This is a genomic window from Saccharopolyspora antiqui (assembly GCF_052246905.1).
Lineage (GTDB): Bacteria > Actinomycetota > Actinomycetes > Mycobacteriales > Pseudonocardiaceae > Saccharopolyspora.
Genome location: NZ_JBQQBO010000001.1, coordinates 709,751 through 725,241, shown reverse-complemented (window position 1 = coordinate 725,241; position 15,491 = coordinate 709,751). Strand labels below are relative to the sequence as shown.

Genomic DNA, 15,491 nt, shown 5'->3' with positions numbered 1-15,491 from the left:
CGCAGGACGGAAACGCGATCGTCCACAGTGGACCTAAGTCGATGGCTTGACGTGATGTGGGGGAGTCGCGGTGCCCGTATCGCAGGTGTGGACGCTCACGTTGTTCCCAGGGGCCTGCGCTCTGGGGCTGATCATCTCGCGGACCCGCCGCGCGGCAGGCTAGGGCCTGGCGCTGCTGTTCGTCGTGATGCTGCCGGCGAACATCTACGACGCCATCGCGGGCATCACGCTTGTCGGCGAGCCCGTGCCGCCGCTGTGGCAGCGCATCCCGGAGCAGATCCTCTACATCGCGGTGGCGCTCTGAGCCACCCGCGGTGCGAGCGCCCTCACCCTGCGCGGGGACTCCACGGCATTCCCACCGCGGAATCCCGGCACGGAAATCCACACCGCAGCTGATCGCCGGGATCGGTGATCTGGTGCAGCCGTATCTTCTTCGGCTCGGCGCCTGAGATTCCGCCGAGTCCCCTCGATGCAAGCCGTGCTCGGCGCTACCCGTTGTGCTCCTCGTCGATGTCGATCAGCAACGAGATCTGCCTGCGCACGCCGTCCTCACCACCCAGCTCGGGGAACCACCGGATCGCGTGTTCACAAAGTTCTTCCAACTCCCGCTTCCTGGTTCCCGCGCCGATCTTCCCGAACTCGTAGTACTCGAACGACGGCCCCGCGGTGCCGCGGTCGTCGAGTCCGGTATCGGCGACCGGCGTGCGGGCCAGCAATTCCGCGATCGGGTACAGGATGCCCTGCATCGCCGCGATTCCGTTGCGCTCCAGGCCGTACCGATGGCTGAACAGCTCGTAGCGATCCGTCCCGGGTGCCCTGCCCCAGCGCATGTCGTTGGTCGAGGTCTCGAAGATCCTGTCCAGCACGCACAGCATGTAGCAGTACGTGGCGTTGAACAGGTTCATCAGGCTGTGCACTCGCGGGCTGGAGTACTTGCCCTGCTGCGCGAAGTCCGTGATCTTGGGGTTATCCAGCACCGGCCAGGTCGCGCGGTCCTTGTCGTCGATGGTGAAGTCGTAGTCCTGCTCCGCGTTGCCCGCGCCGATCCCCTCCACGTTCTTCTTGATCCGCAGGAACTTCTCGTAGTGGGTGAACTCCTCATGGCCCGGCACCGGCTTGTCGGGGCGCTTGGGCACCATCTTGTGATCCGTTGCGCTGCCCTCGCCCTGTTCGATGATGATGTCGAGAGCCTGCTTCGCCGTCCCCAGGCTGTTGACCACGATGGGTTTGCCCGCACCGAACTGGTTCCAGAACCCGCGGGAGTACTGGTACTCCTCGTTGGCGTTCGGCCAGCTGGCGATGCGCTCCGGGAACACGTCCTGGAAGCCCTTCCAGATCTTGCGGTAGAAGGCCCCAAGACTGGTGTACTGACCGATCTTCGTGGTCTGCGCGCGCAAGATGTCGCCGGTCTCGATCTTGTCGGGCTTCTCAAGCTCGATGAAGGTGTCGACGTGGCTGGTGGACAGCCGCTTGAGGTCAAGTTTGAGATCCGGCGTCCGGTTGAGCATGAAGCTCGGGAAGGTCGGCATGAACTCCTTCTTGTAGAACCGGATGAGGTGGCCGCGGTCGATGGCGAGCATGAGGTTGCGCACCAGCGTCAGGTGCAGCATCTCCTCGATCGCCACACCGATCATGGTGCGCAGCGCGCCCTGCGGCGGTGCCCACTGCGAGTAGCCCTTGGTCTTGATCGAGTAGGCCGAGTACAGGTAGAGGGGGATGGTGGACAGCTCGACCTGGCCCGCGACGTGCAGGTGCGCCGCCAGGTCGTCCACGTCCTTGATGTCCTCCTCCGGGTTGAGTTCCTGGATCGGAGTGGCTTCCAGCGTTTCTTCCGCCTGGTAGGTGGTCATCGGGAGTTCCTTCCTGCGAGGGCTTCGGGTTGGGTCGGTTCGGATTCGCTGGTCGGCGGCGGGTGCGGGGCGGCGAAGAATCGGGCTTGCGTCCACTCCGCAAGCCACTCCGACGCAACGGCGGAATCGACTTCCCGCAGCGCGGACCGGACCGACTCGCCGCACACCAGGGCACGCAGTGCCCGGAACTGGACCGCGCTGAGCTCCCGGGTGAACACCTGGTAGTCGCGTCGGCTGACAACGAGAAATGTCGGACGCGACTGGGGAAGCAGCGGTTCCGCACCGCCCCGCACCGCGGTGACGTACTCGTGGACCGGAAACCGAGCCGGGACCAGCCGGAGACACGGCGCGGCCACCACTCGGTCCGTCGCCAGCCCGATGTCGGGCACCGGGTCGTCCTCGACGCCGGGCCCGTCGGCGACGTTGTTGAAGGCCCGTTCGAACGCGGCGAGGTCGATCACCAGGTTCGGCCAGGACTCGCGATCTTCCGGGGGCAGGTCGGCGTCGGGCCGGGTTCTCGCCAAGTGTTCCGGAAATCCGTCGTTGAGCCGGAACAGGCTGTAGGAACCGGGTGGGCTGGTGTTGAGGTAGTCCAATGCGAACTCGTCGAACAGCTCCCGCCCGAGCAGCTGGCACACGGCGGGGTAGAGGCCGCGCATCGTCTCCAGCAGCCGGAGCCGATACCCCCGCCAGTACACCGCCAACCGTTCCCTGGCGCTCTGCCGGGACGACGGGGTGAGAATCTGCTCGACGTCCGGCGGGAGCCCTTCCGGAGCCAGCATCGCGCGCTGCATCCAGCACTGGATCCACGCGAGGTCGCGCACGTCCTCAGCCATCCGCACCACCGAGCGCCTGCTCCGCGACGACACGGGCCTTGGCGAGCTCGTCTTCGAGCACGGCGAACTCGGGCAGCTTGTCGTCCCACTCCAGCAGCGTCGGCGCGCCACCGGTGAGCCGGACCGCCAACCGGTACAACTCCCAGACCGGATCGGCGACGGGCGCGTCGTGGGTGTCGATGATGTGCGTGCCGTAATCGTGGTGACCGGCCAGGTGCATCTGCACCACCCGCTGGTACGGCAACGCCCGCAGGTACTCCGCCGCGTCGAAGTCGTGGTTCACCGACGAGACGTAGACGTTGTTGACGTCCAGCAGGAGTCCGCAGTCGCTGTCCTCGGCCAGCCTGGTGAGGAACTCCCACTCGGGCATCGTCGATCCGGCGAACTCGACGTAGCTGCTCGGGTTCTCCAGCACCAGCTGACGGCCGAGGACGTCCTGCACAATCTGCACCCGCCGCGTCACGTGGGCGAGCGTCGCCTCGGTGAACGGCATCGGCAGCAGGTCGTGGGTGTTGACGCCGAGCACCCCGGTCCAGCACACGTGGTCGGACACCCACCGCGCGCGGACCGAGTCGGCCAGCCTGCGGAGCCGGGTCAGGTACACCAGGTCCAGCGGGTCGGTGCTGCCGATGGACATCGAAACCCCGTGCAGGACAACCGGATAGCGTTCTGCCATCTCGTCCAGGAGACGACGCCGGAGACCACCGGTGTCCAGGTAGTTCTCCGAGATGATCTCGAAAAACCCCACGTCGGGCCGGTTCCGGCGAATGTGCTCGACGTGCTGCGTGCGCAGCCCCAGTCCGAAACCGAGCCGCCCGACCGAGGATGTGTCCGCGGCTTCCGACGTCACGAGCGGTCTTCCCGCACCGACTTGAGTTCGTCCGGGCGCGGCGGGATCTTCGATTCGTCGATGACGTCGTAGCGCGGCAGCAGATCGTCGGGGATGCCTTCACCACGCGGCGGGCCGAAGGCCAGTTTCGCCTCGTACATGCGCTCCTCGAAGATCCGGCGGGCCTGCTTCCAGACGCTCTTGCCCTTCATCGGTCCGGCGGAGAACACCCGACTCACGTTGATCGGGCTGGCGCAGCTGCCGTTGAACCGGCATGCCTGGGCTCCTGGGATGAACTGCTCGTAGTCACCACCGGCGTAGCCGCACCCGCCCTGCCCTCGGCAATGCCCCTCGCCGTGGCAGACGTGGCGGACCGTCGCGCAGCTACCGGTACCGGCCATGTACGCCTTCCCGTCCGCGTCCAGGCCCTTGCACGCGCTCAACCCCATGCACACGTGCAGTTCCTGGGCCTCGGCGCTCGCACCGCACAGCGACACCTCGCCCGTTCGTCCTCGCAGGTGGCTGCGTAGGTCAGCCGCGTACTCGGCCGATGGCCACCCGTTCCCCTCCGCGACCCCGTCATGTTCGTAACCGTCCGGAAGACCCGAAGACGCCATCTCCCCACCTCCTGCACCCGATGGATCAGGGGACGTCCCTGCCGATATCACGCCCCTCTCCTGACTACGGCCGCCTGCGGAAGGGACACCAGAGGCCGGAACCGGCTTTCCCCCGACGGTGATCCGAATCCCCCTCAATCGAGCGGTGCAGGTCGTTCCCGCTGTACTTCAAGCGGTGTGCCTGCCGGAAATGTCATCCATCGAGGTCAGCCGGTCCCGGATCAGGAACCGCGCTGTGCAACCCGCGTCCGCGAGGTCCATCGCAAGATTCCTGGCGGCCTGAGCAACCCCGCGAGTGCGGTGTCTGGTGGGTGTGGTGGTCCGACGACTGGATCGCTTGCCGGGCTGATCGAACCGATACCAAGTCACCGGCTGACGATGCTCACGGCGCGGCGCATCGTCCACGAAGGACGCTCGCGGCCGCCGGGTACGCCAACCGTGCGGTAGGACGAGCTCAGTCTTCCACCTCGACAAGGCGCACAGGTCCGAGCAGCCCCGACGGTTGCGGGTCCCATTCCTGTGGTGGCGTCGTCCGCCACCGCATGTAGGCGGGGTTCGGAAGCTCGCCGCGCCGCGCGAGTGCGCGCACCCGGTTCGCGGCCAGGTTCGTCACCTCGATCTGCAGCACGTTCTCGCCGGGCTCGACAGCGCCGTTGACCGGCAGCCGGAACGGGATCGCCCAGGCGGTCCCGAGATCACGTCCGTTCAGCCGGACCCGCGCGGTTTCCCGCACGTCGCCGAGGTCGAGCACCCAGCTTCGCTCGTCGGCTGCCTGCGGCGCCTGGAACCGCACGGTGTAGCGAGCGGTTCCGGAGAACTCCGATTCCTCGGCGCCGAGCTCGGTCCAGGAGATGAGGGATTCGAGGGTGCGCGACTGCGGGATGCTCGGCCCACCTTCGAGGAACTCGACCGACCAGGACCCCGCCACGTCGTGCTGCTGTCCGGTCGCAACCGTCATCCGATAGGCGGGAACGCTCAGCCGCTGTCGCCGGAACGTCTTCAGGAAGAGGCTTTCTCCGGGGGCCAGCGAGACCCGGACGAGGGTTTCCCCGCTTCGCGGCTGGGATTGCGCCGCACCGCGCTCGTCCCGCAACGGATCGAGGGCGATGACCGAGGCTGCTTCGTTCCCGATGGGCCACCACCCGTCCACGGCGGCGCTGGTCAGGTTCGCCAGGAAGAGGTAATCCCCGGCGTCATGGCGTCGGCGCAGCACGTTGAGCCCGGAGTCGGCCAATGGCTCGCGGACCGCACCGGCCCCGGCCAAGCGCTGATCGAGTTCACCGTCGCGGGTGGCGATCACGACACGGCCCGCAGCGGTGAACTTCGTCAGCAGTTCGCGCAAGCGTGCCCGACGGCGGTCCAGGTCTGCCAAACCAGGGACGTCGGTGGGCAAACCGTCGACGAAGATGATCGTCGCACCCGCGGACGCCAGTGCGTACAGGTGCTCGACGGTTTCCAGCGGAACCAACTCCGCGCCGGGGATCACCACGGCCGAGTACGAGCCGTGCCCGTTCGAAACCTCCGAACCGCTCGCGGAGAACTCGCCGAGCTGCCGGTCGGACACCCAGTCGAACTGCCAGCCGCTGGTTTCCAACGCACTCGCGACCGCATCGGCCCCGGTGGGATGCGGGTACATCCACGAGTTGCCTTCCCAGGTGTAGTCCGGTGTCAGTTCGACCTCTTCCGCGGCACCACCACCGCCGTCGGGTTGCGCCCACAGGTCGTGCTGCGGCCAGTACACGAGCACGTCGTTGCCGTGCTTGCCGTTCTGCAGGATCGACTGGCATCGGGTGATGTACGCGTTGAGTTCTGGCAGGTCACGCCACCAAGTGTTGGCCCGGCGGAACTGAGTGCTGGCGTAGAACGACAGCCCCGGCCACGGGGCGTCCTCGGGGGAATACGTCGTGCCGTGGAATACCACGTGGTTGATCCCCGCCGAGAACAGCACGTCGACTTCGGGCTTCCCCTGGGACAACGACACGTGGTAGTGCTCATCGCGCCACGTCATCGTCTCGGCCCCGACCAGTTTCCTGTCGTACAGGTGCGCCGCCGACGCCGCCATGCGCCAAACCAAGGACTTCGGTGGGTGGCGGGGCTCCGCCCCGGCCCGCAGCCCCGGGACGGGGATGATTTTGCCGCCGGTGAACTCGGTCTCGGGGATGTCGGCCGCCGCGTACACGTCGAGCAGGTTGGCGGGCGATCCGTGCGCCTGGTTGCGGGTGAGCCATCCCCGATCGACGCTCCAACCGGCCCAGCGCCGCGCGAACTTTTCGAGGAACAGGTCCGAGAAGCTCTCGCGGATGTCCGACAAGACGCGAGCGCGGGTGTCGGACGTGTTCTGCGCGTCGAACACCTCGGCCAGGTGCGGCGTCAACGGATAACCCCGCAGGCGCGTGAACTCATCGACGATCCGGTGGGTCCAGTTCATCCGCTCCAGCTCGAAGGAGTCGTGGAACAGGGCCCGGATGCCGCGCCGTGATCGCCCGAGCGCATCGCCGAAGTGCGCCAGGTGGCGGTCGATCGCGTCGGCGTCGAAGTAGTCCGCCATCAGACCCTTGCCGCCCGGCCCCGCCCGCTCCACCCGCTTCAGGACCCAGCCGCTGAACACCCCGGTCAGCTGCCAGGTCCCCGGCGGCGCGGTCCAGTCCAGCTTCCGGTCCGCACCCACCCGACCCGTCAGATCAACGGTGTGCCCCGTGCCGACCTCGCGGGCGACGAGCGCGGCCAGCGGCGGTTCGGGGATCGGTTCCATCGGCGGCCGGAGGTCCGGGCGGGACAGGCGTTCCTCGTCGACGAGGTCCGGGTGCGGCGGGTGGACGGTCTTGACTTCGGCGTCGAGCCGTTCGCCAGCCTGGAGTTCCCAGCGTTCGACCAGGACGCGTCCGGCGCTCTGGTTCGGGCTGATCCACGGACCCCCGAACGTCCAGCCCGATCCCGTTGTCAGATCGACGCCCAAGCCCCGGATGTCGGCGTGCCGGATCGTGGTGTCCAGCGCGTCGAGCCATTCCTGGCTCAGGTAGGGGAGAACGCGGTCTTCGTAGCCCTGGGCTTCGTAGATGGGTTGCACCTCGACGCCACCGAAACCGCTCCTGGCGAGGTCGTCGAGCTCACGCCGCAACCCTTTCTCGGTCACCGCACTGCCGTGCCACCACCAGCGGGTCCAAGGTCGCGTCTCCTGATCGAAAGCAGGCCATTGCAGGTCAGGTGAATCGCCGAGGACGTCCGGACCGGGAACCGCCGTGGCCGAGGGGAGCAAGGAGCTGTTCGCGAGTGCCGCACCTGCCAGTACTCCGCCGTACATGAATCGCCTGCGGTTGAGCATGACTTCGCACCTCCGTGATTGGAAGGACTGCGCACGTGGAAGCGGGGACGTCGAACACGTCCGAACGCACCGGACCCGGCGACGCATGCGTATCGGCGAAGCGATGTGAACGTTATGAAACGTTTCATGGAAATCTAGTCGGTCGCGGAGCGCGTCGTCAACGCCTGCGGCGGCCGAACTTGCGGCGCACCCGGACCGTGATCGCGCGAACCGTCGAGGGAGGAGACGGACTTAGCCCGGTGGTGTTGTGGTTGCGCCAGGTCTCGGATTCAGGCGGACCCACGCTGCATCCATCAGGCGAGGGCGGCGGCGACGAACAGCTGCGCGAAGCTCGGCCTGCTACCGATCAAGCCGAGCATTGCGACCTGTTGAAACGTTCAAGAGACAATGCGGTTTCCGTGCTTTCGCAGGTGAGTGTCCTTTTAGGACCAGGTTGGGAGCGGCGCCTCCGTTGGCGCCGCCCCGCTGATCGCTGCGGGTGTCAAGGCCGTACCGCCACCCGGTGCGTCGTCGGCAACTCACGTGACGGACCGGCGGGACTACCGCGAGTACCTTCCCGGTGGATGCGGGCATGAGTGCGGGGGTCGTGAAACCATCCAAGATGGGTTTCACGACCCCCGCTACCCGTTGAGGGCGTCCGCCGCAGGCGATGGGATCACCGGTTGGGCGACCTCCCCGGCGGGAACGGCGGCATGCCGGGCTTGGTCGCAGAGGGCCGATCGGGGAGACTGCCGGATGACCCGTCGGACGACCCGTCGGGTTCGGATGAGCCGCCGGAGCTCATGGTCTCGTTGATCCAGTCGGTGTGCGCCACGAGGTTGCTGTAGATGCCGGGCTTGTCCGAGCACTTCTCGGCCAGGCCGCGGCTGGTCGCGCCGACCAGCGCGAAACCGCTGTCCTCTCGCACCACTGCCGGGCCGCCGGAGTCGCCGTAGCAGGCGTTCACCTTGCCGTCCTGGTTGTCGATGCACAGCTCGCGCGCCGAATCGAAGGCGACCTCCGAGCTGGTGCAGTTCGCCGGGTCGACCGCCTTGGTGTCCAACTCCTGCAAGGTCTGGGGCGGGTCGCCGCAATCTTTCGTCCCGCACGTCTGGCCCCAACCGAGCAGCTCCAGCGCGGTATCCGGCTTCGGTGACGTGGCAGCGATCTTGATCGGCTCGGCTTGCACCGGCTCCGACAGGTGGACCATGGCGATGTCGTAGCCGGTGGAGACGTCTTCGCCTGCCTGCTTCTGCTTCGACTTGGGGTGGGCGATGAACTTGTCCGGTTTGACGAGTTCACCGCCGCTGGTGCGGTCGGTTGACCCGATCCGGTACTGGATGTCGCTGGGCTTTTTCCCGTCCACGCAGTGCGCGGCGGTGACCAGCCACTGCTTGTCGATCAGCGAGGCGCCGCAGTGGTGTTCGCCGTCGCTGGATTGCATTGACGCCATGAAGCTGTAGGTCTGCGTCGCGTCGGTACCTCCGATGATGAACGGCGTAGCCGCGGCACCGGCGGTTGGCGCGGCGAGCGCCAGGCTGGCCAGCATCGTCGCGGCGAACGCGAGGATGCCTCGGCGCAGAGAACCTCGGGGCATGTTCTCTCTCCTTCCGCGCCCAGCTCTGTGTCGGGGGAGGGGTGGTGCCAGAAGCTGGGAGCTGTGCTTTATCCAGGGATAATCCCCATCAGGACGAATGCAGCGTTCCGCCAAATGGAGTAATCACTAGGGGTGATCGGGCGAGTATCGACAGTGCAATCGGCTGCCCGCTGAACAGCGGCACCCATTGCGCTGTGAAGAGCTTTCGCAGGGCTGATCAACGCGTGGTGGGGCTTGCGTCCACGACAGCGGTGGATGACCTTGCCGCGTTGTTCGGTGGCGTCCGGGCGGCAGCCCTGGTCATGTCCGTCCTCTATGGACGTTCTGGTTGGCGATTTCGCGCGATATCGCCAACTTCGCCACTGGCAGCGGCACGCGCGACGAGTTCGAGGACAGGCCTCAGGGTGCGGTGGCCGCTGCTGCCAGGCCGGGACGCAGCCTGTCCAGCGCCCACGGGATGCCGAGCACCGACGGGTACCGCAGCTGGGTGATCAGCTGCACGTCCGCGACCAGGTAGGCGCCGCTGCCCAGCACGGGCATGTTCCGCACCAGGGGATTGCCCTCGAAGGCCTGCCGGGCCTGCGGGGAGGCGAACGCGATCACCACCAGGTCCGTGTTGAGCCGGTCCAGCTGTTCGGGTCCCAGCACGCCCGTGGGGCTGCCGCTGGCCTGCTCGGTGCCGACCAGCGCGGGCGTCAGCCGAAGGCGGAGCTGCTCGATCTGCTTGACCGCGAAGTCCTCCGGCGAGATCAGGGTGAACACCTGCCCCGGCGCGCTGGCCATCGACACCGCAAACCTTACTTCATGGCGCCCGAAGGGAGTGCGGTCAGGTGTGCTCCGTCACTCGGGGCTGCGCGCGGCGGTCCAGCACCAGGCAGGCGAACAGCGGCCAGAACGATCTGGTTGCTCGGGAGCGCATAGCGGGGGAGCGGCACCGCTAGCCGAACAGCGAGACGATGATCGCCCCCCGGCCTTGTCGGCGGCTGGCCCATCGCAGACCTGGTCGCCATCAGTCGGCTCGCCGATCGCCACTGGTGACAAGTCAGGTCTCAGCGACCTTTCCGTCCGTCGCATCTCTCTGTCCACTTCGGACCTGCCGATGCAGGACTTCTTTGTTCCCGTTGGCGCTTGCGGAACTCGCGCTCGGTCAGGTCTTGTGGCGCGCCCGGTAGGCGCGCATCGACGCCTGGGATCGGCAGCCCGGCGAGCAGAAACCGGCCGAGCCGTTGCGGGAGCGGTCGAAGAACGCGAAGTGGCATGGCGGGTTCCGGCATGCCTTGATGCGGGCCCAATCGCCGCTGCGGGCGAATTCGGTGACCGCGGCCAGGACGGTGCCGAGCGCGCGCGGTACGCCGGTCTGCGCGGAGATGAGGCGGATCTGATCGGCGGTGATGATCGGTACGAGCGGATAGCGGTCTGCGATCTCGTGCAGGTACTGCTGCGCGGCTTGTACCGCCGGTGCCATGGCCGGGTCGTCGTCGGAGTGCGCGAGCAGGATCGTCACCAACGCGTCGCGCAGCTCGCGGGCGGCGGCCGCGTCGGCGTCGGTCACGAGGGTGTCGTTGGGGGTCAGGCCGACCGTGCCGAGCCAGGAGCTGAGGGCTTCGCCATCGCTGAACAGCTCGGTCCGTCCTGTGCCGTCGGGGTGGGTGTTGACGAAGTCGAGCACCAGTTGGACGGTGCTCGACGGTTCGAGCGGGCTACGTGCGGTCACCCCTCCACCATACACGTAATTAAGCGGCAAAACTATCTAGACGACAACTTGTCCCGTCACTTACTTGTGATGTTGTCGGTGTAGACGTTATGATGGCAACATGACGAAGAAAGGGACTACCCAAACCTGGTTCATCACCGGTGCCACGTCAGGTATCGGCCGCGAGCTCACTGCGGCGGCGTTGGCTCGCGGCGACCGTGTCGCCGCGATCGCACGCCGTGTCGATGCGCTGTCGGATCTGAGCGAACGCTTCGGCGACGCGCTGTTGTCGCTGGCCGCCGACGTGCGCGACGAGCAGTCCGTACGACAGGCTGTGGATCAAGCCGTCCGCCGCTTCGGTTCCATCGATGTCGTGGCGAACAACGCGGGCTACGGCCTGTTCGGCGCGGTGGAAGAGGCCACCGACGCCCAGGCCCGGGCCATCTTCGACACCAACGTCTTCGGAGTGCTCAACGTCCTGCGGGCAACCCTGCCCGTCCTACGTCGACAGGGGTTCGGCCACATCCTGCAGGGCTCTTCGCTCTACGGGCAGACCGCGCACCCGGGGGTGGGCCTGCTGGCCGCCACCAAATACGCGGTCGAAGGTCTCACCGACGCCCTCGTCGGCGAGGTGGAGCCCTTCGGCGTCAAGGTGACGCTCGTGCAACCCGGTCCTACCGCGACCGCTTTCCTGGCCAACCTCGACTTCGCTGAGCAAATCGACGAGTACGACGGCACGGTCCGCGCCGTCCAGGAGGCGCTGGGCAAGTTGCCCGCCGAGGCGTTCATGCAGCCCGCCGATGCGGCGCAGGCCATCATGCGGGTTGTCGACTGCGAGCAGCCGCCGCGCCGGTACGCGCTGGGCGCTCAGGCCGAGAGCGACATGCGCGCCGCGCTCCAGGCCCGCCTTGCCGACCTGCAGAACTGGTCAAAGCTCGGCCAGACCGCGGATGGCAAATAGCGAAAAACAAGTGAACTGATGCGGCTGTCAAGTACGTGGCCGCCGGAGTTGTTCCGCGTTCTTCTCGTTGACGCGCGCTACTTCTTTCCGGAATTCGGCGTGGGTGGCGCGCTCTTGTTGAAGCCACTCGGGGCTGTCCGCCTTCAAAGCGTTGATCTGCTCAGTGGTGAGGGGGTCGGTGATTCCGCCGCGTGTGAGACCTCCGATGGAGATGCCCAGCTTCGCCGCGACGACCTGTCGCGGGTGGGGGCCGTTGCGGCGCAGTTCCCGCAGCCATTCGGGCGGGTTGGTCTGGAGGGCGTTCAACTCGTCGCGGGAGACGACATCCTGCTGGAACTCCGCGGGGGTGGCTTCGAGGTACACGTTCAGCTTCTTGGCCGCGGTCGCGGGCTTCATCGTCTGCGGGGTCTTGTGCGACGTCATGCCGTCAAGGGTATCGACCGTGCGTGCTTGACCTGCGGTCACGCCCGGTAATCTGACCGCGTGGCAGGTTCGGGCGAGCATCCGTCGTTCACACTCGCGTACGTCCCGGGTGTGACGCCCGACAAGTGGGTGCGGAAATGGAACGAGCGGGTGCCCGAGGTTCCGCTGCGCCTCGTCCAGGTGCCCGCCGCTGAGGCCGCCGACGTGGTGCGGGACCGCGAGGCCGACGCGGTTCTCCTCCGGTTGCCGACCGAGTCGACGGGCCTGCATGCGATTCCGCTGTACACCGAGACGACTGTGGTCGTGGTCCCGAAGGACCATCTGCTCGCCACGGCCGAAGATGTGTCCGTCGAAGACTTGGCCGACCTCGTCGTGCTGCACCCCCTCGACGACACCCTTGCCTGGGAACAGCCGCCCGGTCGGTCGGCGATCGAGCGCCCGGCCACGACTGCTGCCGCGATGGAACTGGTGGCGGCCGGAGTGGGGCTGCTCGTCGTCCCGCAGTCGCTCGCCCGACTGCACCACCGCAGGGATCTCACCTATCGGCCGGTCACGGACGTCCGGCAGTCGCGCGTCGCGCTGTCGTGGCTGGAGGACGAGACCACCGACTTGATGGAGCAGTTCATCGGGATCGTCCGCGGGCGGACCGTCAACAGCACGCGCGGGCGCCCACCTGCACCGGCGAAGCGCGAACGTCCCGATGGCGATGGGAAGACGGCCGCGGTCCGCAAGTCGACCGGCGGGAACCGACAATCGGGTTCCCGCGCTCGTAAAGGCGGCAAACCCGGGAGACCGCGCCGCCGTTCGTAGGGCCAGGTCAACGCAGCGCTGGACCTCTTGCCCGGTTCGGGCGGTAGCGGGTCAGGTGATCTGGGGTAGCGCGCTGTCCCTTTCGGGCGTCGAGGTACCGGGTCGGCCGGGACCGATCTCGCCAGAACCGATCTCGCCAGAACCGACCTCGGGTGTGTTTCGGCGTCAGGCGATGGTGCGCATCCAGTCGACGACTGCCGAGTGGTATTCCGGTGCGTTGGGGGCGAAGTTGATCGAGTGCCCGTAGCCGTTGAGGACGTAGGTGTGCAGTCGGGCGGCTGCTGAGAAGAACGGGGCCTCGGATCGGTGCAAGGCATCCGCCGTCGAGCAGTCGCTGCCCAGCGGGGCGTTGCAGAAGTGCTGGTCGTTGCCGACCGCGATCATGACCGGCACGTCGATCTGGCGGGTCGCCGGGATAACCACGTTGACCAGCAGCAGCGTGTCCACCGCTTCGGTGGCCGCGAAGACGTCCTTTGTGGATTCATCGGCGGCGACGACCGCCGGGTCGTACGGGCCCGGCGTGTGGAACGCCGCGTACCGGGTGCCCGGCTTGGTCGTCAGGTAGCCGGCGTCGAGGCCCCGGTCGCCGAGTTCGGGATCCAGCGGCGCCGGGATCATGTTCGCGAGCACGGGCGCGACCGTGATCAGGTTCATCCGGTGGGTCATCCCGGTGACCAGCACGCCGTCGACGTCGTGGTACGTCCCCGCTTCGATCATGGCCATGGCCGATCCGATGGAGTGGCCGCCGAGGATCACCTTGTCGAACTGCGGGCGCAGCGTCCGCACGACCTGGTGCAGCGCTTCGGCTTGGGCGGTCGCGGTCACGGTGACACTCGGCGGTTTCGAGCTCTGCCCGGTGCCGAGCCGGTCCACTGCGAAGGTCGCGTACCCGGCCCGGTTCATCGCGAGGCGGAAGGAGCGGATCTCCGGCGTGTAGGCGATGTCCCAGTAGTCGCTGCGGTACGCCCCGCCGGGGACGAGCACCTGGACCGTCTTCGCTCCCGGCGGCACGCAGAGCTTGCCGTACATGGTCTGCGGCAGTCCGGCCACCACCACGGGCACGTGCACGTCCTGGCAGGTCGCCGGGGACGCTGCGGCCGAACTGGTGGTGGGCACGACGGCAGCCGCGGTGAGCAGCACGGCGGCGCAGATCCGGCGAAAAGCTAGTCGACGCAAGGAGAAGAACCTCCAGCTAGTTCCGGGGAATCGCGGTCATCGGCAGGCTGCTCGGGTAGGCGGCGGAGGTGAACTTCACGCGAACCGGCCGCTCGGACACCGGAACCAGCCGCCACCGCGCGAGGACGGTGACTACCGCGATGACGATCTCGGTCTGGGCGAACACGTTACCAACGCACTGCCGTACGCCCGCACCGAACGGGATGAACGCGCCCCTCGGCGGATTTCCGCCGCCCTCCGGTGCCCAGCGATCCGGGTTGAAGCGGTCCGGCCGCGGGAAGGAAGCCGGGTCGAAGTGCAGGGCGTGCGGGCTGATGATCACTTCGGAGCCCGGTTCGAGCCGCACGTCGCCGAGCTCGACCTCCTCGGTGGCGCGCCGCATCAGGATCCAGATCGGGTACATCCGCAGAACTTCGTTGATCACCTGCGTGGTGTAGGTCAGCTTCGGGATGTCCTCGAAGTCCACCGGGCGATCGCCGAGCACCCCGTTGATCTCGGTCTGCACCCGCGCCGCCACGTCGGGGTTGCGGGCGATCTCGTGGAAGGTCCACGCCAACGCCAGTGCTGTGGTCTCGATCCCGGCGGTGAGCAGGGTGAGGATCTCGTCGTAGGTCTGCTGATCGGTCATCCCGCCGCCGGTTTCCTCGTCCTGCGCCATCAACAGCATCGACAGCACGTCGCCGTGGTCGGTGCCGTCGGCCCGCCAACTCGCGATGACATCGAGCACGATGGCCCGCATGCGTTCGATGGCGTCGTCGAACGCCCGGTTGCCGGGAATGGGCAACCGCTCGACGAATCCCGGGGAAAGCGCGCGGATCATCCCCTGTTTGATCACCACGAAGATGGACCGGCGCACCTCGGCGATCGCGCGTTTGCCGATCTCGGTGGAGAACAGCGCCTCGCCGACGATGGTGACCGCGAGGCCCTGCATGTCCTCGTCGATCAGGCGAACCTCGCCGGGGCGCCACGAGTCGGCCAGATCCGCCGCCGCCCGCGCCATGGTCTGCGCGTACTGCGCGATGCGCTCGCGGTGGAACGCGGGCTGGATCAGCTTGCGCTGGCGCCGGTGGAAGGCACCGTCGGACAGCACGAGCCCGTTGCCGAGGTAGGGCTTGAACTTGTCGAACATGGCGCCTTTGCGAAAGCTGCTCCCGGCGGTGGCCAGGACGTGGTGCGCCAGCCGCGGACTGGTCACGAAGTAGGTCGGTTTCGGGCCGAGGTAGATCTTGACCACCTCGCCGTGCTCGCGCAGCGCCGAGGTGAAGGCAGAGCGGTGCCGCAGCATTGCCGGGGTGTGTCCGAGGAGTGGCCATCGACCGGGCGCCACCGGGACGGGCATCCTGTTTCCTCTCCAGAGGGAAGGGATGATCACCGTAGAACCCGTTGGGCTGAATCCAC

General features: G+C 67.3%; 13 protein-coding genes. 2 read left to right on the top strand and 11 right to left on the bottom strand.

All coding sequences use genetic code 11. The features are described 5' to 3' along the window. Window positions 1-488 precede the first annotated feature (488 nt). The 8 genes from ACTWQN_RS03210 to ACTWQN_RS03175 all read right to left on the bottom strand — a co-directional run bounded on the left by ACTWQN_RS03210 (window position 489) and on the right by ACTWQN_RS03175 (window position 10,744). Window positions 489-1,850, bottom strand: a complete 1,362-nt coding sequence (locus ACTWQN_RS03210) for a ferritin-like domain-containing protein (RefSeq protein WP_443201782.1) — start codon at window positions 1,848-1,850, stop codon at window positions 489-491. After that, window positions 1,847-2,686, bottom strand: a complete 840-nt coding sequence (locus tag ACTWQN_RS03205; protein ID WP_443201781.1) for an HvfC/BufC family peptide modification chaperone — start codon at window positions 2,684-2,686, stop codon at window positions 1,847-1,849. Before ACTWQN_RS03205 ends, ACTWQN_RS03210 begins: the two co-directional genes overlap by 4 nt. Continuing rightward, a complete protein-coding gene (gene bufB / locus ACTWQN_RS03200) occupies window positions 2,679-3,536 on the bottom strand; it encodes an MNIO family bufferin maturase (protein WP_443201780.1) in 858 nt (285 codons plus the stop codon). The genes ACTWQN_RS03205 and bufB overlap by 8 nt, the downstream gene beginning before the upstream one ends. Beyond that, complete coding sequence (locus tag ACTWQN_RS03195) at window positions 3,533-4,132, bottom strand: hypothetical protein (RefSeq protein ID WP_443201779.1); 600 nt, start codon at window positions 4,130-4,132, stop codon at window positions 3,533-3,535. The genes bufB and ACTWQN_RS03195 overlap by 4 nt, the downstream gene beginning before the upstream one ends. Before the next feature lie 454 nt (window positions 4,133-4,586). Continuing rightward, the gene (locus tag ACTWQN_RS03190) at window positions 4,587-7,433 is read right to left on the bottom strand and encodes a glycosyl hydrolase (RefSeq protein ID WP_443202011.1); all 2,847 of its coding nucleotides are present in this window, start codon (window positions 7,431-7,433) and stop codon (window positions 4,587-4,589) included. Window positions 7,434-8,109: 676 nt separating this feature from the next. Continuing rightward, the gene (locus ACTWQN_RS03185) at window positions 8,110-9,030 is read right to left on the bottom strand and encodes a S1 family peptidase (RefSeq protein WP_443201778.1); all 921 of its coding nucleotides are present in this window, start codon (window positions 9,028-9,030) and stop codon (window positions 8,110-8,112) included. Between the two features lie 399 nt (window positions 9,031-9,429). Continuing rightward, on the bottom strand, window positions 9,430-9,813 hold the full coding sequence (locus ACTWQN_RS03180) for a hypothetical protein (RefSeq protein WP_443201777.1): 384 nt from the start codon (window positions 9,811-9,813) through the stop codon (window positions 9,430-9,432). Window positions 9,814-10,177: 364 nt separating this feature from the next. Then, entirely contained in the window at window positions 10,178-10,744 is a 567-nt protein-coding gene (locus ACTWQN_RS03175) for a CGNR zinc finger domain-containing protein (protein ID WP_443201776.1), read from the bottom strand. Between the two features lie 100 nt (window positions 10,745-10,844). Between ACTWQN_RS03175 and ACTWQN_RS03170 the strand changes: the two genes are divergently transcribed. Beyond that, window positions 10,845-11,684 (top strand): SDR family NAD(P)-dependent oxidoreductase, encoded by an 840-nt coding sequence (locus ACTWQN_RS03170; protein ID WP_443201775.1) that lies wholly within the window; start codon window positions 10,845-10,847, stop codon window positions 11,682-11,684. 27 nt (window positions 11,685-11,711) lie between these two features. Here the strand turns inward: ACTWQN_RS03170 and ACTWQN_RS03165 are convergent, their stop codons facing one another. Next, entirely contained in the window at window positions 11,712-12,107 is a 396-nt protein-coding gene (locus ACTWQN_RS03165) for a DUF5997 family protein (protein ID WP_443202010.1), read from the bottom strand. Between the two features lie 60 nt (window positions 12,108-12,167). Here ACTWQN_RS03165 and ACTWQN_RS03160 point away from each other — a divergent pair, with 60 nt between their 5' ends. Next, entirely contained in the window at window positions 12,168-12,917 is a 750-nt protein-coding gene (locus ACTWQN_RS03160; protein ID WP_443201774.1) for a LysR family transcriptional regulator substrate-binding protein, read from the top strand. Window positions 12,918-13,082: 165 nt separating this feature from the next. On the opposite strand, the gene ACTWQN_RS03155 is transcribed toward ACTWQN_RS03160, so the two are convergent. Together ACTWQN_RS03155 and ACTWQN_RS03150 are read right to left on the bottom strand one after the other, a co-directional pair. Then, the gene (locus ACTWQN_RS03155; protein ID WP_443201773.1) at window positions 13,083-14,093 is read right to left on the bottom strand and encodes an alpha/beta fold hydrolase; all 1,011 of its coding nucleotides are present in this window, start codon (window positions 14,091-14,093) and stop codon (window positions 13,083-13,085) included. A 16-nt stretch (window positions 14,094-14,109) separates the two neighbouring features. Beyond that, entirely contained in the window at window positions 14,110-15,432 is a 1,323-nt protein-coding gene (locus ACTWQN_RS03150) for a cytochrome P450 (protein WP_443201772.1), read from the bottom strand. Window positions 15,433-15,491 lie beyond the last annotated feature (59 nt).